The organism is Texcoconibacillus texcoconensis, from assembly GCF_014202575.1.
In the GTDB taxonomy this organism is placed as follows: Bacteria; Bacillota; Bacilli; order Bacillales; family Salisediminibacteriaceae; genus Texcoconibacillus; species Texcoconibacillus texcoconensis.
The window spans coordinates 63,738-89,073 of sequence record NZ_JACHHB010000016.1; the positions used below are offsets into that span (position 1 = coordinate 63,738).

The 25,336-nt window shown below is 39.7% G+C and carries 22 protein-coding genes and 1 pseudogene; 10 read left to right on the forward strand and 13 right to left on the reverse strand.

Annotated elements, in window-relative coordinates; genetic code table 11:
- Positions 1-95: 95 nt before the first annotated feature.
- The gene (gene yyaC / locus HNQ41_RS14615) at positions 96-689 is read left to right on the forward strand and encodes a spore protease YyaC (RefSeq protein ID WP_184665176.1); all 594 of its coding nucleotides are present in this window, start codon (positions 96-98) and stop codon (positions 687-689) included.
- A gap of 48 nt (positions 690-737) precedes the next feature.
- Here yyaC and HNQ41_RS14620 read toward each other — a convergent pair whose 3' ends face one another.
- The 4 genes from HNQ41_RS14620 to HNQ41_RS14635 form a co-directional block, all read right to left on the reverse strand.
- The gene (locus HNQ41_RS14620) at positions 738-1,472 is read right to left on the reverse strand and encodes a DUF554 domain-containing protein (RefSeq protein ID WP_184665177.1); all 735 of its coding nucleotides are present in this window, start codon (positions 1,470-1,472) and stop codon (positions 738-740) included.
- An 11-nt stretch (positions 1,473-1,483) separates the two neighbouring features.
- Positions 1,484-2,641, reverse strand: coding sequence for an aminotransferase class V-fold PLP-dependent enzyme (locus HNQ41_RS14625; protein WP_184665178.1), 1,158 nt, complete (start codon positions 2,639-2,641; stop codon positions 1,484-1,486).
- Between the two features lie 108 nt (positions 2,642-2,749).
- A complete protein-coding gene (locus HNQ41_RS14630; RefSeq protein WP_184665179.1) occupies positions 2,750-3,610 on the reverse strand; it encodes a ParB/RepB/Spo0J family partition protein in 861 nt (286 codons plus the stop codon).
- On the reverse strand, positions 3,603-4,364 hold the full coding sequence (locus HNQ41_RS14635) for a ParA family protein (RefSeq protein ID WP_184665180.1): 762 nt from the start codon (positions 4,362-4,364) through the stop codon (positions 3,603-3,605). The genes HNQ41_RS14630 and HNQ41_RS14635 overlap by 8 nt, the downstream gene beginning before the upstream one ends.
- Positions 4,365-4,882: 518 nt before the next feature.
- On the opposite strand from HNQ41_RS14635, the pseudogene HNQ41_RS14640 reads away from it, so the two are divergent.
- Positions 4,883-5,119, forward strand: a pseudogene (locus HNQ41_RS14640) (transposase); the annotation flags it as partial.
- A 524-nt stretch (positions 5,120-5,643) separates the two neighbouring features.
- Here HNQ41_RS14640 and noc read toward each other — a convergent pair.
- The 9 genes from noc to rpmH all read right to left on the reverse strand — a co-directional run bounded on the left by noc (position 5,644) and on the right by rpmH (position 13,733).
- Positions 5,644-6,480, reverse strand: a complete 837-nt coding sequence (noc, locus tag HNQ41_RS14645) for a nucleoid occlusion protein (RefSeq protein ID WP_184665181.1) — start codon at positions 6,478-6,480, stop codon at positions 5,644-5,646.
- 114 nt (positions 6,481-6,594) lie between these two features.
- On the reverse strand, positions 6,595-7,308 hold the full coding sequence (rsmG, locus tag HNQ41_RS14650) for a 16S rRNA (guanine(527)-N(7))-methyltransferase RsmG (RefSeq protein ID WP_184665182.1): 714 nt from the start codon (positions 7,306-7,308) through the stop codon (positions 6,595-6,597).
- 12 nt (positions 7,309-7,320) lie between these two features.
- Positions 7,321-9,240, reverse strand: a complete 1,920-nt coding sequence (gene mnmG / locus HNQ41_RS14655) for a tRNA uridine-5-carboxymethylaminomethyl(34) synthesis enzyme MnmG (RefSeq protein ID WP_184665183.1) — start codon at positions 9,238-9,240, stop codon at positions 7,321-7,323.
- Positions 9,241-9,276: 36 nt separating this feature from the next.
- Positions 9,277-10,653, reverse strand: a complete 1,377-nt coding sequence (gene mnmE, locus HNQ41_RS14660; RefSeq protein WP_184665184.1) for a tRNA uridine-5-carboxymethylaminomethyl(34) synthesis GTPase MnmE — start codon at positions 10,651-10,653, stop codon at positions 9,277-9,279.
- Positions 10,654-11,261: 608 nt separating this feature from the next.
- Entirely contained in the window at positions 11,262-11,879 is a 618-nt protein-coding gene (gene jag, locus HNQ41_RS14665; RefSeq protein WP_184665185.1) for an RNA-binding cell elongation regulator Jag/EloR, read from the reverse strand.
- A complete protein-coding gene (gene spoIIIJ, locus HNQ41_RS14670; RefSeq protein ID WP_184665186.1) occupies positions 11,876-12,685 on the reverse strand; it encodes a YidC family membrane integrase SpoIIIJ in 810 nt (269 codons plus the stop codon). Before spoIIIJ ends, jag begins: the two co-directional genes overlap by 4 nt.
- A gap of 93 nt (positions 12,686-12,778) precedes the next feature.
- Positions 12,779-13,009: a membrane protein insertion efficiency factor YidD gene (gene yidD / locus HNQ41_RS14675; protein WP_184665187.1), complete on the reverse strand. Its 231-nt coding sequence runs from the start codon at positions 13,007-13,009 to the stop codon at positions 12,779-12,781.
- 30 nt (positions 13,010-13,039) lie between these two features.
- Complete coding sequence (rnpA, locus tag HNQ41_RS14680; protein ID WP_184665188.1) at positions 13,040-13,387, reverse strand: ribonuclease P protein component; 348 nt, start codon at positions 13,385-13,387, stop codon at positions 13,040-13,042.
- A 208-nt stretch (positions 13,388-13,595) separates the two neighbouring features.
- Positions 13,596-13,733 (reverse strand): 50S ribosomal protein L34, encoded by a 138-nt coding sequence (gene rpmH, locus HNQ41_RS14685; protein ID WP_184665189.1) that lies wholly within the window; start codon positions 13,731-13,733, stop codon positions 13,596-13,598.
- Between the two features lie 598 nt (positions 13,734-14,331).
- On the opposite strand from rpmH, the gene dnaA reads away from it, so the two are divergent.
- From dnaA to HNQ41_RS14725, 8 genes are all read left to right on the forward strand, one after another.
- Entirely contained in the window at positions 14,332-15,687 is a 1,356-nt protein-coding gene (gene dnaA, locus HNQ41_RS14690) for a chromosomal replication initiator protein DnaA (RefSeq protein ID WP_184665190.1), read from the forward strand.
- A 231-nt stretch (positions 15,688-15,918) separates the two neighbouring features.
- Positions 15,919-17,061 (forward strand): DNA polymerase III subunit beta, encoded by a 1,143-nt coding sequence (gene dnaN / locus HNQ41_RS14695; protein ID WP_184665191.1) that lies wholly within the window; start codon positions 15,919-15,921, stop codon positions 17,059-17,061.
- Positions 17,062-17,278: 217 nt separating this feature from the next.
- The gene (gene yaaA / locus HNQ41_RS14700) at positions 17,279-17,497 is read left to right on the forward strand and encodes a S4 domain-containing protein YaaA (RefSeq protein ID WP_184665192.1); all 219 of its coding nucleotides are present in this window, start codon (positions 17,279-17,281) and stop codon (positions 17,495-17,497) included.
- Between the two features lie 16 nt (positions 17,498-17,513).
- A complete protein-coding gene (gene recF, locus HNQ41_RS14705) occupies positions 17,514-18,629 on the forward strand; it encodes a DNA replication/repair protein RecF (RefSeq protein WP_184665193.1) in 1,116 nt (371 codons plus the stop codon).
- Between the two features lie 10 nt (positions 18,630-18,639).
- Positions 18,640-18,912: an extracellular matrix regulator RemB gene (gene remB, locus HNQ41_RS14710; RefSeq protein ID WP_184665194.1), complete on the forward strand. Its 273-nt coding sequence runs from the start codon at positions 18,640-18,642 to the stop codon at positions 18,910-18,912.
- Positions 18,913-18,963: 51 nt separating this feature from the next.
- Complete coding sequence (gene gyrB, locus HNQ41_RS14715) at positions 18,964-20,877, forward strand: DNA topoisomerase (ATP-hydrolyzing) subunit B (protein ID WP_425506991.1); 1,914 nt, start codon at positions 18,964-18,966, stop codon at positions 20,875-20,877.
- Positions 20,878-21,142: 265 nt separating this feature from the next.
- On the forward strand, positions 21,143-23,683 hold the full coding sequence (gyrA, locus tag HNQ41_RS14720; protein WP_184665196.1) for a DNA gyrase subunit A: 2,541 nt from the start codon (positions 21,143-21,145) through the stop codon (positions 23,681-23,683).
- A 237-nt stretch (positions 23,684-23,920) separates the two neighbouring features.
- Positions 23,921-25,030, forward strand: coding sequence for an HD-GYP domain-containing protein (locus tag HNQ41_RS14725; protein ID WP_184665197.1), 1,110 nt, complete (start codon positions 23,921-23,923; stop codon positions 25,028-25,030).
- Positions 25,031-25,336 lie beyond the last annotated feature (306 nt).

Below are 25,336 nucleotides of genomic sequence, written 5' to 3' on the forward strand. Positions count from 1 at the left end.
ACTTCACCTTTTTCCCTTTTCATTGTTGGAAATGTATAGAAATAACACTGTTTTCCTATACTGTTAATACTTATGGACAAAGGGTGGCTTGTATGATGTTTCCTAAAGAACTTTTTAAAAGAGATCGTGAAAATACGTTTCGAATCGCTGCGGATAGTGAACTAAGTGACAGTAAAATTGCTAAGCAAATGATAAATCTCTTCCCTGAAACAACAGGTAAAGATATAGTGATCGTTTGCATCGGTAGCGACCGTGCAACAGGTGATTGTTTCGGGCCTATTATCGGATCAAAATTAAAACAACGGTTAAACGAACCTTTTTTCGTTTATGGAACATTAAATGAACCTGTTCATGCTGTAAATCTACAAGAAACGCTCACATACATTGCCAATGAGCACCCTGATGCTTTTGTTATTGGCATTGATGCCTGTCTTGGTATATCTAGTAATGTCGGCACAATCACGTTGGCGCAAGGACCGGTCTACCCGGGAGCAGCTATGAAAAAAGATTTACCAGCTGTCGGAGACATTCACTTAACCGGTATCGTCAATGTTGGCGGGTATATGGAGATGATGGTTCTTCAAAATACTCGTTTGTCAATCGTGATGGATATGGCTCACGTTGTCAGTAGTGCCTTTTCAATCGTTGAAATTAAACTTAAACATTTATCATTACAAAAAGGCGGATAACTAACCATCAACATTTTTGTACGCTGGTTCTTCAATATTTTTCAGGTATTAAAAGAAATAAACTTGTCCTACCACTAGTAAAATGACGACGATGAGGCCTGGAAGTAGGTTGGCAACGCGAATATTGGTGATTCCAAGCAAATTAAAGCCAATCGCCATAATCATGACGCCCCCTACTGCCGTCATTTCTATAATAAATTGGTCAAGAATGTCCGTAGGCAACCACTCTACAATAAAGGAAGCAAATATAGCGATACTTCCTTGATACAGAAGGACTGGAAATGCAGCAAAAAATACACCAAAACCTAACGTCGTTGCAAATACAATCGATGAGAAACCGTCGATCAATGACTTGGTATATAAAATCGAATGGTCATGCCTTACTCCACTATCTAACGCACCAATCACAGACATTGCACCAACAACAAAAACAAGCGTAGCTATGACAAACCCTTGCGCAAGAGAAGGTCCATCTTCATTTTCTTCTCCTTGATTCTGAGTGCGCTCATTATTTAAACGTTGTTCCAACCACTTTCCTGTGTGGTTAAGTTTTCCTTCTAAGTTTAAGCGCTCACCTATGACCCCACCAACAGCTAAACTAATAATCACAAATAAAAATTGTTCACTTTCTAATCCCATCGACAACCCTAACATAATCACTGCAAGGGAAATGGCTTTCATGACCGTTTCCTTCATCGACTCAGAAAACCCTTTGATTCGTAATCCGATTAATGCCCCGATCATGATCGCTAGCCCGTTTACGACCGTTCCTAATAAAATCATATTTTCACCTCTTACACACCGAGCAACCCTTGACAAATTTCATCGATCGCTTTGATTAAATCATCTACTTCTTCTTCTGTATTATAAGGACCTACACTGACGCGAATCAGTCCTGTATCGATCGTCTCTAACCATTCATGAGCGGCAGGGCTACAGTGTAAGCCAGCACGCACAGCAATTTGATAATGTTCATCTAAAATCATCGCAACTTCATGGACATTGACCCCTTCTATTTCAAAGGAGATGACACCGATCCTATCATTGCTTTGATCAGGGCCAACATAACGAACATGTTCTATCGCCTGTAACCCTTGTAAACAGCGATCCACTAGCTTTTTCTCATGATTGGCAACCTCTTCAAGTCCAATCTTTTCTAATTGCTCTATAGCCTTCGATAACCCTGCAATTCCCGGTGTATTTAATGTACCGCTTTCCATACTTTCAGGCCAATTACTTGGTTGTAAACGGGATTCCGATTGACTGCCTGTTCCGCCTTGGATAAGGGGAGTAAGTTGAATACCTTGCTGTGCCATTAAAACACCTGTCCCTTGAGGACCTAATAACCCTTTATGTCCTGGAAATGCCAATAAATCAATGTTTTGTTCACTCATGTCAATTGGACGAATTCCAGCCGTTTGTGACGCATCTACACATGTGAGTATACCGCGTTGTTTTGCGTACTCACAGAGGCGTTCAATGGGTAAGAGGGCTCCTGTCACGTTTGACGCATGTGTAGCAATGAATAATTTTGTATTAGGAAGAAAAGATTCTTCTAGCTTCTCCTCACTTACATTGCCGTTGTAGTCTGGGTGAATATACGTCACTTCTATGCCATGGGAATCTTTAAGCTCCTCTAGTGGACGACGTACAGAATTATGCTCCATCGCTGTCGAAACAACATGGTCGCCTTCTTGAAAAGGCAATCCTTTAACCGCTTGATTAATTGCATACGTTGCGTTTGGATAAAACAACACACGCTCAGGATGTTTAAACGAAAAGAATGAAGCTAATTGTTTTCTTGTGTGAGAAACAACTTGGTGAGCACGTTGCGCTAACTGATGCCCCCCTCTTCCAGGGTTGGCAGCAAATGATTCAACCGCTTCTACCATTGCTTCTGTAACACCTTTTGGTTTTGGAAAACTAGAGGCAGCTTGATCAAAATATATCATCTTTCTATCTTTCTCCTTTCCTTTTGCACACGAAAGGGTCAGACCGTTCACATTAATATTTTGCACGATTCATGTGAATGTCAGACCCTATTGAGTCAAAATATCAAGTTATTCTTGTTCCTGTTGTTGCAAAAGGGACAATACTCTTTCTAGATCATCTTCTGAAAAATAATCTATTTCGATTTTCCCTTTTTTCTTACCTGGTTTTATCGAAACGCTTGTCCCAAAATAATCTCGAAGCGTCGCTTCTTTTTCTTTTAAAAATGGACTTAATTTCGGCTCTCGTTCTTTCGTTTCACGTGAAACACGATCATTTTTTTGTTGAATCCATTCTTCTAATTGACGCACACTCCACTGCTCTTTAATGACTTTTTGAATGAGTGGCGCTAACGCATCTTGAGATTTTAACCCCAATAATGCACGACCATGCCCCATCGATAATTTCCCTTCAGCAATGTACGATTGCGCTAATTCAGGAAGTTGGAGCAAACGTAAGTGGTTAGCAACATGCGGTCGACTTTTACCAAGTTTACGCGCTAACTCTTCTTGCGTTACTTGTGCATGTTCCAATAACTTTTGATATGCTTTGGCCTCTTCTAATGGATTCAAGTCCTCACGCTGAATATTTTCAATCAAGGCCATTTCCATCATTTGATCGTCCGTTAAATCACGGATAACAACAGGGATGGTTTCCAATTTTGCCTCTTTTGCAGCACGATAACGCCGTTCACCAACGACAATTTCATAACCTTTAATACTCGTGCGAACAATCAGTGGTTGTAAAACCCCATGTTGTTGAATCGATTCTTTCAATTCATTGATTGATTCATCAGAAAAAGATTTTCGTGGTTGATACGGATTCGGTCTTAATTCACTAAGTGAGACTTCTTTTATTTGTTCATCTTGTACAGACTCACTTTCAGCGTCAGGAAAGAATGCCGATATACCTTTTCCTAACCCTCTAGCCATTGGCAACAACCTCCTCCGCTAAGTCTACATACACTTGCGCACCTTTAGAACGTGCGTCATATTTTATAATTGGTTCCCCATAACTTGGTGCCTCTCCTAATCGGACATTTCGTGGAATCACAGTTTGAAAGACTTTCTCTCGGAAGTATTTTTTCACTTCATCAATCACTTGAATACCTAAGTTTGTCCGCGCATCGAGCATCGTTAGTAGAACACCTTCGATCACTAAATCGTGATTTAAATGTTTTTGTACGAGTCGTACTGTATTGAGTAATTGACTCAACCCTTCAAGAGCATAATACTCACATTGAACAGGGATGAGTACGGAGTGTGATGCGGTTAAAGAATTTAATGTTAGTAATCCTAAAGATGGCGGACAATCAATGACGATATAATCATATTTTTCAGACACTTCTTCCAAGGCTTTTTTTAACCGAACTTCCCTGGAAATGGTCGGAACAAGTTCAATCTCCGCACCAGCTAATTGGATCGTCGACGGTAATACATCAAGGTTGGGCATAGACGTTTCGACGATTACTTCTTCAGCACCACATTCTTCTACAAGAACGTTGTAAATACACTGGTCTACATCTCCCTTATCAACACCCACGCCACTCGTGGAATTTCCTTGTGGATCAATATCAACCATTAATACACGATTACCAACATGTGCTAGACATGCACTTAAATTGACAGCTGACGTCGTTTTCCCGACGCCTCCTTTTTGGTTCGCAATTGAAATGATTCTCCCCATCTTTTCACCTACCTAACTCATCGCTTGCTTTTTCGTGGCTGATGTTTCACTGTTGTCTATTTTATCATGAAAATGTCATTATGCCTTACAAAGAGTGACAAAAATTTTTGTAAACAGGACATCTTTCCTATGTGAATGAATCTCGCTAATCATCCCTACATCATTTTCGTATCAAATGTTGTTATTAGGGCTTCAGTCCAAATGCACACCACTTGAGTACAGGCGGACGGTGTGACATTCGCCCCTGTTTTTTCTTCGTTATCACAGTCAACCAATGCCTCTCCTCAGAATCACGCATCACTGACGAGGCAGGGCTCCGATTTAAGAAACTCATGCATGTGAACCAGTTTCATAATGAAGGGTTTTAACCAACATCACGAAGATTAACGTTCGTTTTTGAAACGAGTAATTGAAACGAAAGGCGGTGACGCCCAAAGGATAAGCGCAGTCTGAAGATCCAATTCAGCGACGGTTTGTGGAGCTAAATTTAGCTGAAGACAAGCCCTTGAGAAAGCGTCCGCCTTAGTGCACCTGCACGTGGTTCTCTAGCCTGGAAAGAACGTTACAAGGAACGTAGTTCCGTTGAACGAGTTATTGGATATCTAAAAGAGTTCTTTCAGCTAAATAATGTAAGGTATCGTACTGGCAAACGAGCGAAAGTCCAATTTGATTTAACAACAATGTTTTACAATGGAATGAAGTTGGCAAGTGCACGTTTAAATCATAAATCTGTAAAGAGTCAAACAGTAGCTTAAATGAAAAGGTGTTTAATTTGAATTTCATTACTTTTTTATATAACGCTACAGCGTAGTTGGACGGAATCTGCGAGACTCCTGCGGGAATAGCAATAGCTGAAGACCCCGCAGAGGCGCACAGGACGTGGGTCAGTTCGGCGTTGCAACAGGACGTTGCGAACTTAGCCGAACTTCCCAACGAGGAGGCTGAAGCATTGCCCGCGGAAAGCGAGCAATTCTTTTTTGCGACGAGTAATCGCAGGAGCAGATGCAGTCCAACGAAGCTGCATTGTACGTTAAATTACTAATTTGCCAGTTTAAAAATACAATGATAATATCATTTCATTCTGTTTTTATATTCATTTTTAAGGAAGTGAATTATGAAATTCATTCAAGTATAAAATAAATATGGAAAACATATTATAAAATAAAAGGGTCAGACCCCCTTGTGAACAAACTCAATTAAGCAGCTTTTCGGTGCTGCTAGACAGTTTGTTCACAAAATTAGGAGTCGACCCTTTAACAAGTAGATTGAAAACATTCTATTACTTCTTCGGTACACGAATTGTAAATTGAACATAATCTTCATGGTCTTCTTCATCGGTATCAATATCCATTCCTGTCTTCATAACCATATCTACAGATTGGCGAATCGTGTTTAAAGCTAAGCGCGTATCTTTAGATACACTTTTACGAACAGGCTTTGGCTTAGGTTCTTTCTTTTCCTTCATTTTAGCTACTTGGGCTTCCGTTTGCTTAACGTTTAACTCTTGTTCGATCACTTTCTTCAAGACTGCTTCTTGTTCCTCAAGGGTTTCCAGAGCAATTAAGGCGCGTGCGTGCCGTTCCGTAATCGTTCGATTCAATAAAGCATCTTGCACCGACTGGGGAAGGTGAAGTAAACGAAGTTTGTTCGCAATGGTCGATTGCCCTTTTCCTAGTCGTTGAGCTAAGCTTTCTTGTGTTAACCCATGCAGTTCAAGAAGTCTTTGATAGGCCGTCGCTTCTTCAATTGCAGTAAGCCCTTCCCGTTGTAAATTCTCAATAAGAGCGACCGATGCCGTTTGCGAATCATTGAATTCACGAACAACAGCTGGGACCGTTTCCCACCCTAGAAGTTGGACTGCTCGCCACCTACGTTCACCAGCAATCAACTCGTACCCATCTTCTTGTTCACGTACGACAATTGGTTGAATCATGCCGTGTGTTTTTATCGTTTGTGCCAGTTCTTCAATTCGCTCATCCTGAAAAATCGTTCTCGGCTGAAAGCGATTTGGTATAATATCGGCTACCGGCAAATCTTTTACTTCATCCTTCTCGCTTGCTTCCACCTTCTCCTCTTTATCGTTCAACCCTAATATACGGGAAAATGAATGCTTCATCGCGACACCACCTTCAAAAAGCTAGCTACTCTTTAGATTCGGGCTTTCGACCAATTTATCCTTCTTTTTCTGCGGTAAATTATGATAATATTTCCAACGTTTCACGTGAAACGGTTATAAGGGTTGTTTATTAGGCATACCTGGTTTACGTGGATACTTTTTCGGCGTATCGTGTTGTTTATTCATAATGATGATGTTCCGATCACCGCCGCCTTCAGGTAAAGATAATGAATGATGATTAACAATTTCCCCACCTAATTTTCGAATTGCCTCATTTGAGGTTGTTAATTCGTCTTGTACTTCGGAACCTTTCATGGCGACAAATGTTCCACCTTTTCGCACAAGAGGAAGACACAATTCACTCAACACTGGAAGACGTGCCACGGCACGGGCCATGGCGACGTCATACGATTGACGGTGTTCTTTCTTTTGAGCAAATGCCTCAGCTCGATCATGATAAAAAGCCACACCTGTTAAATCAAGCTCTGATGCTAGTGCATTTAAAAAGGTTATTCGTTTATTTAATGAGTCGACAATAGTTACATTCCAATCAGGAAAAGCTATCTTAATCGGCAAACTTGGAAAACCTGCACCCGCTCCAACATCGACAACTCTTGGAGAAGAATCAATATTTGCGTAAAAAACAGCTGTTATTGAGTCGTAAAAATGCTTCAAGTACACTTCTTCTTCATCTGTAATCGATGTTAAATTCATTCGTTGGTTCCAGTCAACAAGAAAACGATAATATAAATCGAATTGTTCAAGCTGTTCTTGATTCAATTCAATATGATGTTGTTTCAAACGATCCCGAAATTGATCCCGATTCATGAGTCGCCTCCATTACTCCCTGTCGCCTATAGCTTGGCTCGATGCATTTTCATCGACTCGTTGCAGTCGACCTTGCTCTAAATATACAAGTAAAATTGAAATGTCCGAAGGGTTAACACCTGATACTCGTGATGCTTGCGCCACCGAAAGCGGGCGGACTTCGGAAAGTTTCTGTTTCGCTTCAATCGCCAATCCATTAATTGCATCGTAGTCAAGATTTTCAGGGATTTTTTTGTTTTCCATTTTCTTTAGTTTATCAACTTGCTCTAATTGTTTTGCAATATACCCTTCATACTTAATTTGAATCTCGACTTGTTCTTTCACTTCTTCACTTAATGGTTCAGGTGCCGTCGTCAGTGTTTCGATATCATTATAGCTGACTTCAGGGCGCTTTAATAACACAGATGCTGATACGGCGTCATTTAGAGAAGATGAGCCTACGTTTTCTAACATCGTTTGTACTTCTTCACCTGGTTTAATGATTTGTTTAGACAACCTCTTTATTTCTGAAGATATTGCTGCATTTTTTTCATCAAATTGCTTCTTACGATCATCATCAATGAGCCCGATTTCATGACCTAATTCAGTCAACCTGAGGTCAGCATTGTCATGGCGCAGCAGCAAACGATACTCGGCTCTCGATGTTAGTAATCGATACGGTTCATTTGTCCCTTTGGTAATTAAATCGTCGATAAGGACGCCGATATATGCTTGCGAACGGTCCAGGATGACTGGTTCTTGGCCTTGCACTTTACGTGCAGCGTTAATGCCGGCCATAATTCCTTGTCCTGCAGCCTCTTCATATCCTGACGTACCGTTAATTTGCCCTGCAGTAAATAAGTTTTCAATCCGCTTCGTTTCTAAAGTTGGCCATAGTTGTGTCGGAACGATCGAATCATACTCAATCGCATAGCCAGAACGCATCATGCGGGCATTCTCTAGGCCAGGTACTGTTCGAAGCATTTCTTCTTGTGTATCTTCAGGAAGACTCGTTGATAACCCTTGAACATATACTTCTGACGTGTGTCGTCCTTCTGGTTCAAGGAAAATCTGGTGTCGTGGCTTGTCATTGAAACGAACAATTTTATCTTCAATGGAAGGACAGTAACGCGGCCCTGTCCCTTCAATCATCCCTGAATACATCGGGGAGCGAGTTAAATTATTGTTAATAATTTCATGAGTTTGTTCATTTGTATATGTCAACCAACATGGTAATTGATCAGTAATGTATTTTGTCGTTGTATATGAAAAGGCGCGTGGCTCTTCATCACCTGGTTGCTTTTCGGTTTTATCATAATCGATGCTGCGGCTATTAACTCGCGGTGGGGTACCTGTTTTAAAACGAACCATATCGAATCCTAATTCTTTCAAATGATACGCTAAATTAACCGATGGCTTCGAATTGTTCGGACCACTTTCATATGACAGGTCGCCGAGAATAACTTTTCCTCGCAAATACGTCCCCGTAGTGATAACGACCGATTTCGCTTTAAACTCAGCACCCGCTTGCGTCACGACCCCGTGACAAATCCCATTCTCAACGATTAAACGTTCGACCATTCCTTGGTGAAGTTGGATATTTGGTTCATCTTCCAAGGTCTTTTTCATTTCGTGCTGATACATGAATTTATCCGCTTGCGCGCGCAGTGCTCGTACAGCTGGTCCTTTTCCTGTATTAAGCATACGCATTTGAATATGCGTTTTATCTATGTTTCGTCCCATTTCGCCACCGAGTGCATCAATTTCTCGAACAACAATTCCCTTAGCTGGCCCCCCGACAGATGGATTACAGGGCATATAAGCGACTGCATCGAGGTTGAGTGTCAAAATTAATGTTTTGGAGCCCATTCTTGCAGCTGCAAGGCCGGCTTCGACTCCTGCATGCCCGGCTCCAATAACGATAACATCATATTCTCCGCCTTGATAACGCATTGATCCATTCCTCCTTTTTTCCTGCTGTCTGAACCCTTACTTTCCAAGGCAAAATTGAGAAAAGAGTTGGTCGATCAGACTTTCATTTACACTGTCACCAATGATCTCCCCGAGCAGCTCCCATGTTCTCGTCACATCAATTTGAACCATATCTAGCGGTAACCCTTCATCAAGTGCTGTCGTTGCTTGAGCAACTGTATCCTTTGCTTGATGCAATAATGCAATGTGGCGTGAATTGGAAACATACGTAAAGTCCTCCGCTTCTAACTCCCCAGTAAAAAACAGATTAGCAATCGCTTCTTCTAATTGTTCAATCCCTTTATCTTCAATCAAGGATGTGGAAATAACTGGAGATGAACCAGCTTTTTCGTAGACAGCATCCATATCAATCTTCTGATCTTGGTCTGTCTTGTTCATGATCACAATACGATCTCTATGTTCACTGATTGAGAATAACTGCTCATCTTCTTCTGTTAATGGTTCGTGATGGTTTAAAACAAGCAATACTAACTCTGCCTCTTTAACAACTTCACGTGACCTTTCGACACCGATTTTTTCAACGACATCCTCTGTTTCACGTATCCCTGCTGTATCCAACAATCGCAACGGTACACCGCGGATATTGACATATTCCTCAATAACATCTCTTGTTGTACCTGGCACATCGGTTACGATCGCTTTCTTTTCATTTACAAGGCTATTTAGCAAAGAAGATTTCCCCACATTTGGTCGACCAATAATAACTGTCGACAAGCCTTCTCGTAAAATTTTCCCTTGTTGAGACATGCGTAACAACTTTTCAATTTCCTTTTCCACATAAGAAGCACGTTCACGTAATATATCAGATGTCATTTCTTCAGCATCGTATTCTGGGTAATCAATATTCACTTCTACGTGAGCAACGGTTTCAAGTAACGCTTGGCGAAGTGACTCAATTTTCGTTTTCAAACGACCTTTCACTTGCGACATCGCAACATTCATTGCTCGGTCCGTCTTTGCACGAATTAAATCCATCACACCTTCAGCTTGTGATAAATCGATTCGACCGTTCATAAATGCACGTTTTGTGAATTCACCTGGTTCAGCAATTCTTGCACCGTACCTTAAAGACAACTGGAGTACACGGTTTAAAGGTACGATCCCCCCATGACAATTGATCTCAACGATCGTCTCGCGAGTAAATGTTTTTGGGGCATGCAGCACCGTAACCATTACTTCATCTACGACTTCATCGTTATCTAGGTCTTTGATATGCCCATAATGAATCGTATGGGAAGATACTTCTTTAAGGGAATGGCGACCAACATATATTTGGTCAGCAATATCAAGTGCTTGATCTCCACTAATGCGAACGATACCAATAGCTCCTTCCCCCATTGGCGTCGAAATCGCTGCTATTGTATCAAATTCCACACCCTCACCTCCTTTTTCTTTTTGGCTGTTTTCTGAAAGATTGCTTTTTAAAGAATTCGTTCACACTCGGATTAGCTACAGTTGGATCGTGGTTCGGGTTTCCCCGTAACGGTCACGGACATATGTTCCGTTCATCGTCTCTGTTGCAGACAATAAAGGAAAATTTTTTGCAAATAGCGGAACTCATGTCTGTAAAAAGCCCACAACCACCCTTTTCCAAGTGAATAACGGAATCAATGTCCACAGTTTAGAGCAAACGACACGGTGGACGTAGCTGCATTTTATCAACTTGAAGTCGTCACCTTTCGCTTCTCCGAGTTTTTCAAAAACAACATCGTTTACGAAAAGAGCCTTCTTTTTTGTACTTCAATATATATCATCTCACGACTTTAGCGAATCATAACATCCTATCCAAGACATTAGAATACCATAAAGGGTAGGTTGTTGAAAGGATGAACAGTTTCACACCCCGGAAATGGTACCGTTAGCACTTTGTCATATTTCATCGACAATTACACCTTTGAGTCATTAATAATTGAAAATGATCGAATATACACGATGAATGTAGAAAAAGTGCCACAACGAGGTGGCACTTCATTTGGTACGTATTATTTCGGAGCTACAACAATTCGCCGGTTTGGTTCCTCACCTGAAGAAAACGTTTTGACGTCACCGTCTTTTTGCAATGTTGTATGAATGACTTTTCTTTCTTGTGCACTCATCGGCTCCAAACGTACTTCTTTCTTCATTCTTAACACTTTATTGCGTATACGCTCAGCTAGCTGTTCTAAAGCTTGTTTACGTCTTTCTCTATACCCCTCTGCATCGAGCGTTATGCGAATGTACTCGTTAGCATAGCGGTTCGCAACAAGGTTGACTAAATATTGTAACGAGTCGAGGGTTTGTCCTCGTTTTCCGATCAAGATGCCAATTTGTTCGCCGGTTATTTGGAAAACGAATCCGTCTTTTACTTCCTCTTTTTCAATGCTGACTTCAACGCCCATTTTATCAATCGTATCCCTTAAAAAGTTCAACGCTTCCTGACAAGGATCAGGTTTAAGGGTCAATTCAACAATAGCTGGACGGTTGCCTATTAAACCAAGAAAACCTTTTTGGGGTTCTTCAATGACTTTAATATTAACATTCTCTTTCTCGACTTCTAGTTTGTCCAATCCAGCATCAACAGCTTCCTCGATCGTTTTCCCCGAAACCGTTACATTCTTCACTTTTTACTCGCTCCCCCCGTATTGGCATCGTTTTTGTCTTTGCCTACATTCGGACCAGTAATGAAGTAAGTTTGAGTAATCATAAATAAGTTACCAATCACCCAGTACAATGCTAATGCTGCTGGGAAGAACATCGCAAATACTAAGATCATAATCGGCATTAAATACAATAACACTTTCATCTGCGGATTATTGACGTTAACCATCATCATTTTTTGTTGTATAAATGTCGTTGCTGCTGCAATAATCGGCAATAAGAAATAAGGGTCTGCACTACCGAGTTCGAACCAAAGGAATTGTTCTGGCTGATAATGCGAATATTTTTCTGAAATATCTGGGTTAATTTCCGGTGTTCGAATAATTGCATGATAAAGCCCAATCAAAATCGGCATTTGTACAAAGATCGGTAAACACCCCGCAAGTGGGTTAACACCATGTTGTTGGAACAGTTGCATCATCTCTTGCTGTAATTTCTGCTGTGTTTGTTGGTCTTTTGCACTGTACTTCTCACGTAGTTTTTCCATTTCAGGTTGGATCGCTTGCATCGCTTTTGTACTTTTCGTTTGCTTAATCATTAATGGTAAAATGAGCAAACGAATAAGGATCGTAACAAGAATGATCGCGATACCATAGCTATTACCAAATGTTTCAGCTAACGTAGTCATCAACCATGACAACGGGTACACAAAATAAGAATCCCATATACCCCCATTTTCCGCTAAAATCGGTTGGTCAATATTGAAACAGCCGGTCATGACAATCATTACACCCAATAAAACTGCTAACAATGCTATTTTTCTTGACACACGCTTTTCCTCCTTGCTTCCGCATAAATCCTATATCATCTTATCACTTTTCCCCGCCTTAAGACGAGCACAATTAAAAAAGTTACTGAAAATTTATGTCTTCCCATGTTCTTTTTCAGGTACTGGATCATAGCCACCTGGGTGAAATGGTTGGCATTTTATCATTCGTTTAAACAGCAACCAACCGCCTTTGAATGGACCAAAGCGGCCAATAGACTCCAATCCATATTGTGAACATGTCGGATAAAAACGACACGTCGGAGGTGTATAGCGAGAAATAAAGCGTTGATAAAAACGAATAAGGCCTAATAAAATCGTTCGCAACGTTCACACCTCTTTTTACCCATACTGATTTTACTTACGACGGTCCAAAGCACCCGCTTTTTTACTTACATGATGCAGACTTTTTTGAATATCATTACTGCTCATATTACGGATCGGTTTTCTGGCAATAACGATATAATCATACCCACCTTTTAAAGGAGGGTCCATATGACGAATCGCCTCGCGTAAATACCTTTTTATTTGATTACGCACAACGGCATTGCCGATTTTTTTACTTACTGACAAACCAACTCTAAAGTGTTCCTGGTTTTGATTTTCACATTTATATAAAACGAGTTGTCGATTCGCAAAAGACTTCCCTTTTTTAAAGACCTCTTGGAATTCCTCATTCTTTTTTAAACGGTACTCTTTTTTCATCTTATCCCTCATCTATCATACAAAACAGGATTTTAAACCCTTTATTAACTAACACTTATCATTATAACCTATTTTCTTTCTGTTCAAAATCTCTTCTCTAAAACGTCATAAATCTCTTCGCTTCCTCATAAAGATATACGGATCCATATCCATTTCCGGATAAACCTCGTTAAATAAGAGAAAAAAAGACCACTGAATATCAGCGGCCTTATGCGGACAATACTTTTCTACCTTTACGACGACGATTAGCTAGTACCTTACGGCCATTTTTCGTGCGCATACGAGCACGGAAACCGTGGACTTTTTTACGTTGACGATTATGTGGATTAAATGTCGGTTTTCCCATTAGTCATACACCTCCTGCGAAAAATTGCAGTCATAGACAGTCTTGTAAATTATATGGGACGTCTATTCCAGTTGTCAAGTATCGCATTGATATTACCCATTTGTCTACCCCTCATTTATTGCTTATTCCTTCCTCCAATAAATCTGTGGATAAATCTTCTCCACCTCCACTTCGTCTTCAACAATGTTATCAACAAGTTATACACATGATCTTGTGTTGTGGATAAAAGTAACACACAACCGGTTGGGAATGTGGATAACCGCACCGACCCCTTGAAGTAACAGGGTTTAACTGGTACAATATCCTTGTTTAACCCCGTGGAAACCCGATAAACCTACTCACTTTTATCCACATAGATGTTAACCCTGTGGACAACTAAATTTGCATATCTGTATTGTTTTTTCCACAACGTTGTGTACAATGTGTATTGTTCGTTCTCTTACTATAATAATATACTGTGGACTTTTCGACACATTTTTTATGTCGTATACATCTTTATGCATAGAGGTTGTACAAACCTTGTACAGCAATTAGGAGTACACTAAAAATCGGTTTATCTGTTATAATACATCGCGTTGTACTAAAGGAGGGACGATGATTGCAGAATTTAACAGAGTTGTGGGAACAAGCCCTCAATCATATTGAACAAAAAGTAAGTAAGCCCAGCTTTGAAACATGGTTAAAATCCACAAAAGCTGAACATTTTGATCAGGAAACATTGACGATCGTCGCCCCAAACGAATTTGCAAGAGATTGGTTAGAAAATCGTTACTCTGGAATTATTTCTGAAACTTTATATGATTTGTTAGGCGACCATGTTCAAGTGAAGTTTACGATTCCAACAGAAGAACCTATTTCTGAAGACGAATTAACTGAAAAAAGCAAACCTGCGCCTCAAGCCGTTGAACAGACAAACAATGACACTCCAAAAAACATGTTGAATGACAAATATACTTTTGACACTTTTGTTATCGGTAGTGGAAATCGCTTTGCTCATGCCGCTTCATTAGCAGTAGCAGAAGCCCCGGCGAAAGCTTATAACCCATTATTTATCTATGGTGGCGTCGGATTAGGTAAAACGCATTTAATGCATGCCATCGGTCATTATGTCATTGACCACAATCCAGATGCGAAAGTTGTTTACTTATCATCTGAGAAATTTACGAATGAATTTATTAACTCTATCCGTGACAACAAAGCCGTTAATTTTCGCAATAAATATCGAAATGTTGATGTTCTCCTGATTGATGATATTCAGTTTTTAGCAGGAAAAGAACAAACCCAAGAAGAGTTTTTCCATACGTTTAATTCTTTACATGAAGAAAGTAAACAAATCGTTATTTCTAGTGATCGTCCTCCAAAAGAAATTCCAACGTTAGAAGATCGGCTTCGTTCTCGGTTCGAATGGGGATTAATCACGGACATTACGCCTCCAGATTTAGAAACGAGAATTGCAATTTTGAGGAAAAAAGCGAAAGCGGAAAATTTAGATATTCCAAATGAAGTGATGTTGTATATCGCAAATCAAATTGATACCAACATTCGTGAATTGGAAGGTGCACTTATAAGAGTTGTTGCTTATTCATCATTAATTAATCAAGATATGAATGCTGATTTAGCAGCTGTCGCATTGAAAGACATCGTCACCAACAGTGGACCAAAAACAATTACGATCCAAGATGTGCAGCAGACGATCGCTGAACAATTCGACGTAAAAGTAGAAGAATTAAAAGCGAAAAAACGAACAAAAACCGTCGCTTTCCCTCGACAAATTGCGATGTATTTATCGCGTGAATTGACAGAAAGTTCCTTACCGAAAATCGGGAATGAGTTCGGTGGACGAGATCATACGACTGTCATTCATGCTCACGAAAAAATCAGCAAAATGATGGCTGAAGACCAAGATTTACAAAAGCAAATTCAAGATTTATCTGAGCAATTAAAATCGCATTAAAAAATGGGTTGTTGATAAGTGGATAGAAATTAACGGGGTTATCAACAAGTTATACACAAGTGGATAACTCCAGTCCTCTGCACTCTTTCGACACTTTTCCACATGTTCACATCCCCTAATACTTCTATTACGACTTAAAATAATTAAAATAATATATATATATGCCAATACTTGTTGTTTGATGACATGAAAAATAGAATTTACGCGAAGAAAGCTAGGAGGATATAAATTATGAAATTCAAGGTTCATCGAGATCAGTTCGTTCAAGGCGTTCAGCACGTTGCTAAATCGATCTCTCAACGAACGACGATTCCGATCTTAACGGGGATGAAACTAGAAGCTTCTGCTGAGGGCGTGACTTTAACGGGAAGTGACTCTGATATATCGATCGAATATTTTATTCCGAAAGAAGACGAAGAACATCAATATGTGGAAGTTTTTGAAGAAGGAAGCATCGTATTACAAGCGAAGTATTTTACAGAAATCGTCAAGAAACTCCCCAAAGAAACAGTTGAAATTAGTGTTCAAGATCAATTTGCAACGACTGTGATGTCAGGCTCAGCTGTCTTTAATTTGAATGGTTTAGACCCTGAAGAATATCCTCGTTTACCGCAAGTTGAGGAAGATAAGACATTTCAAATACCAAAAGATTTATTAAAAAACTTGATTCGTCAAACCGTTTTCGCGACGTCTAATGCTGAAACGCGCCCAATTTTAACGGGGGTGCATTGGCAATTAAATGATGAACAGTTGACCTGTTCAGCTACCGACAGTCATCGACTAGCAATGAGAAAAGCAAAAATTAATACGAATAGTTCCGGTTTATCATTTTCTAATGTCGTCATACCTGGAAAAAGTTTATCGGAATTAAGTAAAGTGCTTAATGACAGCGATGAGTTAGTAGATGTTGTCGTTAGTGAGAATCAAATTTTATTTAAAGCTGATCATTTTCTATTTTTCTCTCGCCTACTTGAAGGGAATTATCCAGCTACAGAAAATATGATTCCTACGGAGGCAAAAACGAGTGTCATACTTCAATCAAAGCGCTTTTTAAGTGCTATTGAGCGTTCGATGCTTCTTTCTGAGGATAATAAAAATAATGTTGTTAACTTAAAGACAATCGGAAATGGAATGTTAGAAATCACTTCTGTTACTCCGGAAGTTGGTAAAGCAACAGAAGAAGTGACGAGTGAAGAAATGTCTGGTGAGGATTTAAGAATTTCGTTTAATGGCAAGAATTTAATTGATGCCTTAAAAGTTGTTGATTCAGAAGAGGTGAAAATTGATTTTACAGGTGCAATGAGTCCGTTTGTATTAAAGCCAACAGATCACGATCATTCACTTCACCTATTTAGTCCAGTTCGAACATACTAAAAAACTTATCATTCTCCCTGGAGAATGATTCTTTGGTCGCGTAAAGAAAAGAAAGAGGCTGACAAATATACAGAGTCAGTCTCTTTCATAACTTCTCGCCAAATTTTAAGGGTGTAGCATTTTTCGGGATATTTTAGTACAATATAGTGTGAGGCTTTATGACGGTTAAAGCATGTACGGAGAATAAACTACGTTTTATGAAAGTGAGTGAACGCCGTTGGAAACAAATGTAAACATCACTTCGTCATATATCACCCTCGGTCAATTGTTAAAAGAAGCTGGTCTCATTGATACAGGAGGAGCTGCAAAATGGTACCTTCAAGAGTTTGCGGTCTCGGTCAACGGCGAACCAGATACAAGACGAGGGCGTAAATTGTATCCGAATGATAGCGTGGCGATTTCTGAAGTCGGCACGTTTGTTGTGACAAAGGAATGAATCGAGGGGTTCTTGCGTGCATATTGAACAATTAACGTATGAGAACTACCGCAATTATGCTAAAACCGACTTAACATTTGATCATAATGTTAACGTGATTATTGGTGAGAATGCTCAAGGAAAAACGAATTTACTTGAGGCGATATACGTTTTAGCAATGACAAAATCGCACCGGACGGCTAAAGATAAAGAACTGATTCGTTGGGAAGAACCTTTTGCAAAAATTCAAGGACAGATCAAAAAACGCACAGGGCCACTTCATCTGGAAGTGGTGTTTTCTAGTCAAGGGAAAAAAGTAAAATTAAATCGACTTGAACAAGAGCGGATCAGTCAATATATTGGTGCGTTAAATATTGTGATGTTTGCTCCGGAAGATTTACGACTGGTAAAGGGGAGTCCTAAAGAACGGCGGCGTTTTATTGATATGGAGATGGGACAGATCAGTCCTATATACCTTTATCACTTATCTCAATATCACAAAATATTAAAACAAAGAAACCGATTGTTAAAAGACGCTTACTCGAAATCATTTGATGATGCCATGCTTGATGTATTAACTGCACAGTTAATTCCAGAAGCAGCACAAGTCATCCGAAAACGATATGATTTTTTAAATAAACTTCAAGTATGGGCAAATGACATTCACGAGCAAATAAGCCGTGGATTAGAACACTTGAAAATTGAGTACGTTCCGTCGGCAGAGGTATCAAATTCTATGAATTTGTCGACACTAGAGGAAAAACTTCAAGAACAGTTTAACAGCGTGATAGATCAAGAAAAAAGGCGAGCGACAACACTCGTTGGTCCGCACCGTGATGATTTGCGTTTCATTGTAAATGATAAAAATGTGCAAACATACGGTTCGCAAGGACAACAACGAACGGTGGCCCTTTCTTTGAAATTAGCAGAAATTGAATTGATCCACGAACAAGTTAAAGAATATCCGATCCTTCTATTGGATGACGTGTTATCTGAATTAGATGATCATCGGCAGTCTCATTTGTTGAGTACAATTCAAGGCAAAGTCCAGACATTTGTAACGACGACAAGTGTTGATGGAATTGATCATAAGACGTTGAACGAAGCAGAGCTTTTCAGGGTTGAAAATGGAGAGGTTGTTAAAAAGAAGTGAGGTGGCGCCTATGTTTGTACACATTGGTAGTGATACGGTTATCCGTTCGCGGGATATCGTTGCGATCTTAGAGAGTCAAAATCAAGGGTCAACACAAGTGAATCAAGATTTTGTCAACTCTTATTCTGAAGAAAAAGACGACCGAATTGAAGTAACTGAAGATGAGACGAAATCTGTTGTGGTCACAACGGAAAAAGTCTATATGTCACCGATCTCGTCAATGACCTTAAAACGACGAGCAGAACAAGCATCAGACTTTGAGGATGAAAGTGAATTTGAGTGAAAATTAAATGTGCAGAGAAATGAATTTTGCACAAAAGTGTAGGTGAAGAAAGTGACGATTGATCAACAATCATACGATGAAAGTCAAATTCAAGTGTTAGAAGGTTTGGAAGCGGTCCGAAAGCGTCCCGGGATGTATATCGGTACGACAAGTAGTCGGGGTCTTCACCATCTTGTTTGGGAAATCGTTGATAATAGTATTGACGAAGCGATGGGCGGATATTGTGACAAAGTGACTGTAACGGTCGAAGAAGATAATAGTGTAACAGTTGAAGATAACGGACGCGGGATCCCAATTGGTATGCATGAAAAGATGGGACGCCCTGCTGTTGAAGTCATTATGACTGTTCTCCACGCTGGTGGTAAATTCGGCGGCGGTGGTTATAAAGTTAGTGGTGGTTTGCATGGTGTTGGCGCATCTGTTGTTAATGCATTATCTACAACACTTGAAGTTTATGTTCATCTTGACGGAAAAGTGCATTACCAACGCTTTGCTCGCGGAATTCCACAAACAGAATTAGAGGAGATCGACACGACAGAAAAACAAGGAACGATGATTCGTTTTAGTCCGGACCCAGAAATCTTCACTGAAACCGTAGAGTTTGAAGAGGAGATTCTAACAACTCGCCTTCGAGAATTGGCGTTTTTAAATAAAGGATTAGAAATTACATTCGAAGACAAACGTGAAGAACCAAAATCCTCAACCTATTACTATGAAGGTGGGATTTCTTCCTTTGTTGAGCACTTGAATCGTACGAAGGAACCGTTACACGAACCACCAATTCATATTGAAAGCGAAAAAGAAGGGCTTACTGTTGAAGTCGCGATGCAGTATAACGACGGCTTTGCGAGCAATATTTATTCATTTGCCAATAATATTAACACGCATGAAGGTGGTACACACGAATCTGGCTTTAAAACAGCATTGACACGTGTCATTAATGATTACGCTCGTAAAAACGGTTTGTTTAAAGAAAATGACCCCAACCTAGTTGGTGATGATGTTCGTGAAGGGTTGACAGCGATTATTTCTGTGAAAATTGAAGACCCACAGTTCGAAGGGCAAACAAAAACGAAACTAGGAAATAGTGAAGCACGTACGATCACGGACTCGGTGTTTAGTGAAGCTTTAGCGAAATTTATGAACGAAAACCCAACGGAAGCTCGCCGAATTGTCGATAAAGGGCTTATGGCATCTAGAGCAAGAGATGCAGCGAAGAAGGCCCGTGAATTAACGCGTAGAAAATCAGCGTTAGAAGTGAGCTCCCTGCCAGGTAAATTAGCTGACTGTTCTTCTAAAGATGCTTCAATCAGTGAATTGTACATTGTTGAGGGTGACTCAGCTGGTGGGTCTGCAAAACAAGGGCGAGACCGTCATTTCCAAGCGATTTTACCGTTGCGTGGTAAAATTCTTAACGTAGAAAAATCTCGACTTGATAAAATTTTGTCCAATAATGAGGTTCGCTCGATTATTACGGCATTAGGTACCGGTGTCGGCGACGATTTCGATATTTCTAAAGCGAGATATCACCGCATTATTATTATGACTGACGCAGACGTTGATGGTGCACATATTCGAACGCTTTTACTCACCTTTTTCTATCGCTATATGCGTCCGCTCATTGAGGAAGGGTACATTTATATTGCACAGCCACCTCTTTATCAAATTAAACAAGGAAAAGCCGTTCATTACGTTTATCATGAAAATGAACTTGAACCGAAGTTAGCTGAAATGTCAAGCAATCCAAAGCCAGGGATTCAGCGTTATAAGGGTCTTGGTGAAATGAACCCATCTCAGCTTTGGGAAACGACAATGAACCCTGAAGTTCGAGCAGTTCTACAAGTTGCCCTCGAAGATGCGATGGTCGCTGATGAAATCTTTGAAACGTTAATGGGAGATAAAGTAGAACCAAGACGAGACTTTATCCAAGAAAACGCACATTACGTTAAAAATTTAGATATTTAACTCGAAAAGCACAAGGCGCTCGCCAATCGGCGACAAGCACTGGAGGGACGACAAGCAGAAGCGCACGTCAGCTTCAAGTGTCGTACCGAAGTGATCTCGAGCCGATAGCGCCTGAAGCTAGATGAGAAAACACCAAAAGATTTATAAAACTACACTTCTTCCCAGTTGGAACACTTCGAATTGCTATCAATATCGAATTCGTACGGGTAGAACGATGTACCAATAGGCATTTCAAGTTGCCGCACGGGAAACGGAGGTTCATTCGATGTCAGAGCAAGATCATTCGAAAGTTAGAGAAATTAATATTAGTCAAGAGATGAAAACATCGTTTATGGATTATGCGATGAGCGTCATCGTCAGTCGTGCGCTCCCAGACGTTCGCGATGGGTTAAAACCTGTTCACCGCCGTATTTTATACGCAATGAATGAATTAGGGATTACCGCTGATAAATCGTATAAAAAGTCGGCACGTATCGTCGGGGAAGTTATCGGTAAATATCACCCCCATGGTGACTCAGCTGTTTATGAAACGATGGTTCGTATGGCACAAGATTTTAGCCACCGTTACATGCTTGTCGATGGGCACGGAAACTTTGGGTCGATCGATGGTGATGCAGCAGCAGCGATGCGTTATACTGAGGCAAGAATGGCGAAACTTTCCCATGAAATGGTTCGGGATATTAATAAAGATACAATTGACTATCAGGAAAACTATGATGGTGCTGAAAAAGAGCCGATCGTCCTCCCGGCGCGCTTTCCAAACTTATTAGTTAACGGTGCTAGTGGTATAGCGGTTGGAATGGCAACTAACGTTCCCCCACACCAACTAGGGGAAGTTATTGATGCTGTATTAATGGTAAGTGAAAATCCAGATGTTACGATTCCAGAAATTATGCAAGTAATGCCAGGTCCTGACTTTCCGACAGGAGCTGAAATCTTAGGTACGTCAGGAATCCGAAAAGCTTATGAGACTGGTAAAGGTTCTATCACACTTCGAGCAAACGCAGAGATTCAAGAGGATAACGGCAAACCTCGAATTATCGTCAGCGAAATTCCTTACCAAGTGAATAAAGCACGTTTAATTGAAAAGATTGCCGAACTAGTTCGCGATAAGAAAATTGATGGCATTACTGATTTACGTGATGAATCAGACCGAAATGGAATGCGAATTGTTATTGAATTACGACGTGATGTTAATGCCAACGTCTTACTGAATAATTTATATAAACAAACGGCTCTACAAACGAGTTTCGGTATGAACTTACTTGCACTCGTCAATGGCGAGCCAAAAGTGTTAGATGTCAAATCGATTCTTTCGCACTATTTAGACCATCAAAAAGAAGTTATTCGCCGTCGTACAGCGTTTGAACTTCGAAAAGCTGAAGCAAGAGCGCACATTCTTGAAGGTTTACGCACAGCACTCGATTATCTCGACCAAGTTATTGAATTAATTCGAGGATCTGAGACGACAGAAATTGCTCGAGAAGGTTTGATGAATGAATTTAAGCTAAGTTATGACCAAGCTCAAGCGATTCTAGATATGCGTCTCCAACGATTAACTGGTTTGGAACGAGAAAAGGTTGAAAATGAATATGCAGAACTCGTCGAACGTATTAAAGAGTTAAAAGCGATTCTAGCTGACGAAGAAAAAGTGCTTGAAATCATTCGAGAAGAAATGTCTGAAATTAAAGAACGTTTCAATGATGAACGAAGAACAAAAATTTCAATTGGCGAGAATTCCTTTGAAGATGAGGATTTAATTCCTCGTGAAAATGTCGTTATTACGTTAACCCATAATGGATATATTAAACGGTTACCTGTTTCCACATACCGTAGCCAAAAACGAGGTGGCCGTGGTGTTCAAGGGATGGGGACACATGGTGATGATTTTGTAGAACATTTATTTATCACAAATTCCCATCAAACGATTCTATTCTTCACGAATAAAGGTAAAGTGTATCGCTTAAAAGGGTATGAAATTCCTGAATTAAAGCGAACTGCTAAAGGTGTACCGATTATTAACTTACTTCAAATTGAGCAAGATGAGTACATCAGTACAGTCATACCAATTGAAGAATTCAGCGATGATGAGTATCTCTTCTTCGTAACAAAACAAGGGATTATTAAGCGTACTGAACTTTCAGCATTTGCAAATATTCGCCGTGGTGGATTATTTGCAATCAACTTGAAGGAAAATGATGAATTACACGGTGTACGCCTAACGGATGGCACACGTAACCTCATTATTGGAACGAAACATGGTATGTCTATTCGTTTCCCAGAAACAGATGTACGCTTTATGGGGCGAAATGCTGCAGGCGTAAAGGGGATTAGTTTAAATGAAGGCGATCATGTTGTAGGTATGGATATGATCGAAGACGGTGAACATGTGTTGATTGTAACCGAAAAAGGTTACGGTAAACGAACACACATTGATGAATATCGTGATCAAAGCCGTGGCGGTAAAGGGATTAAAACATGCAACATTACTGATAAAAACGGGGAACTGGTTTCTTTGAAAGTCGTGGCTGAAGAGCATGATTTAATGCTTATTACGACAAATGGCGTTCTCATGAGAATGCACATTAACGAAATTTCTCAAACAGGTCGAAATACACAAGGTGTACGCCTCATTCGCGTTGGTGATGAAGAAGAAGTGGCGACAGTTGCGCGTGTAGATATTGATGATTCTGAGGATGAAGAATTAAACGAAGAAGAAACGACTGACCAAGAATCTAATGACCAAGAAGAAACGACTGACCAAGAAGCGGTTGAGCAAGAAGACCCTGAAAAAACAGAAGAATAATGTTGAAGGATCTTTCGTAGTATCAACGCTATGTTCGTGATCTATGCAAAGTCAATTCTGAAAAGACTGTCCGCATAAAGAGTCTCCCTTTTTATGTGGACAGTCTTCTTAATATGTTCAAAACGATACGTTACCTAAAATCTAATCTAAAAAATGTTTTGCGCATAGTTAAATCTTGACAGCTTCATCATTTTCCCGATACGTTTAAGGTAATGACTTTGAAGGGGACGATTTAGTATGCGAGTGAATATTGACCAATTGGAACCTGGTTGTATATTATCAGAAGACATTTTTCTACGAACAACTATGCCTTTGATGCGCAAGAAGACAGTTTTGACTGAAGAAAATATACATATATTAAAAACTTTTCTCGTCGAAACAGCAGCCGTTGAAACCAAATTAATTAATGGAAAACCATTTAAACCCTCAAAAACAATCGTTGATGAAAAAGAAAAAAAGAAAAAACAAGACGAAAAACCAGTAACAAAGACAGTAGCAGAACAACCGTTTATTGACCGTTATCTTGAAGCTGTACAAAAATATAAGCAATTGTTTATAACATGGCAATCAGGCATAAAAGTTGATATTTGGGCAGTACGTCAACTGTTTTTAAATGTCTTTACTGAAAATCGACCAAGCAAATATGAACTGTCACAACTTCATCATTATGGCACAAAAACTGATTACCATTATTATCACGCTGTCAGTGTTGCTATACTTTCAGCAAGTTTAGGTGAAAAACTGAACTTATCTTCAGGAGACATTATCCAATTAGGAATTTCCGGTTTATTAGCTGACTGCGGAATGTCTAAAGTTCCTCCTAAGATCTTAAATAAAAAGGGATCACTAACAGAAAGTGAAAATAAAGAGATTAAGAAACATCCTTTATATAGTTATCAAATGCTCAAAGACTTACCTGGGATTTCACAAAATGCTCTTCAAGGAGTCTTACAACATCACGAACGCTTAGACGGTAGTGGCTATCCAATGGGTTATCAAGTAGATGTCATCCATCATTACGCAAAAATTATTTCCGTTTGTGACATGTACCACGCAATGACAACAGAAAGACATTATCGCAGCAAGCAATTACCTTTTAAAGTATTAGAACAACTACACAAAGATGAATTTGGTAAGTTAGATCCGATAATAGTTGAGAAATTTATTTCAATAATAAATACAATTTCAATTGGTTCACAAGTTCGACTAACAAACGGTTATCTAGCAGAAGTAATTTATGTAGATCAGAAAGAACAAATGCGTCCGTTAGTCCGATTAGAAAACGGTGAAATGTTAGATTTAAAATCAGAAACAAATGAATATATAGCAGAAGTAATAAAACAATAATTAATAATACAAAGAAAACGTCATATAGAATAATTTTTGTTTTATTGTTGCAATCTACGAGAAACCATGATATATTATTAAAAGTCGACAAAAACAAACAAACAACACGAAATTTCACCCCCCTTTTCTTGAAGGGAAGAAAAAAAGTGTTGACTTATTGAAATGTCGATGATAAACTTGTTAAGTCGCTGTCGATAACAGCGGGAAACATTGACCTTTGAAAACTAAACAAAAAGCTAAGCGACCAGCGGGATCTTATTTAAGATTCTGTCAATGAAACAATGAAGATGTCAGTGACATCAAACT

What these genes read in the sequence shown, in the direction of transcription:
- HNQ41_RS14630 (WP_184665179.1), bottom strand. Translation starts at nt 3,610, where the DNA reads ATGGCTAGAGGGTTAGGAAAAGGTATATCGGCATTCTTTCCTGACGCT.
- noc (WP_184665181.1), bottom strand. Translation starts at nt 6,480, where the DNA reads ATGAAGCATTCATTTTCCCGTATATTAGGGTTGAACGATAAAGAGGAG.
- rpmH (WP_184665189.1), bottom strand. Translation starts at nt 13,733, where the DNA reads ATGGGAAAACCGACATTTAATCCACATAATCGTCAACGTAAAAAAGTC.
- HNQ41_RS14725 (WP_184665197.1), top strand. Translation starts at nt 23,921, where the DNA reads ATGCGAGTGAATATTGACCAATTGGAACCTGGTTGTATATTATCAGAA.
- gyrA (WP_184665196.1), top strand. Translation starts at nt 21,143, where the DNA reads ATGTCAGAGCAAGATCATTCGAAAGTTAGAGAAATTAATATTAGTCAA.
- rnpA (WP_184665188.1), bottom strand. Translation starts at nt 13,387, where the DNA reads ATGAAAAAAGAGTACCGTTTAAAAAAGAATGAGGAATTCCAAGAGGTC.
- rsmG (WP_184665182.1), bottom strand. Translation starts at nt 7,308, where the DNA reads ATGAATCGGGATCAATTTCGGGATCGTTTGAAACAACATCATATTGAA.
- HNQ41_RS14620 (WP_184665177.1), bottom strand. Translation starts at nt 1,472, where the DNA reads ATGATTTTATTAGGAACGGTCGTAAACGGGCTAGCGATCATGATCGGG.
- remB (WP_184665194.1), top strand. Translation starts at nt 18,640, where the DNA reads ATGTTTGTACACATTGGTAGTGATACGGTTATCCGTTCGCGGGATATC.
- yyaC (WP_184665176.1), top strand. Translation starts at nt 96, where the DNA reads ATGTTTCCTAAAGAACTTTTTAAAAGAGATCGTGAAAATACGTTTCGA.
- mnmG (WP_184665183.1), bottom strand. Translation starts at nt 9,240, where the DNA reads ATGCGTTATCAAGGCGGAGAATATGATGTTATCGTTATTGGAGCCGGG.
- HNQ41_RS14625 (WP_184665178.1), bottom strand. Translation starts at nt 2,641, where the DNA reads ATGATATATTTTGATCAAGCTGCCTCTAGTTTTCCAAAACCAAAAGGT.
- HNQ41_RS14635 (WP_184665180.1), bottom strand. Translation starts at nt 4,364, where the DNA reads ATGGGGAGAATCATTTCAATTGCGAACCAAAAAGGAGGCGTCGGGAAA.
- dnaN (WP_184665191.1), top strand. Translation starts at nt 15,919, where the DNA reads ATGAAATTCAAGGTTCATCGAGATCAGTTCGTTCAAGGCGTTCAGCAC.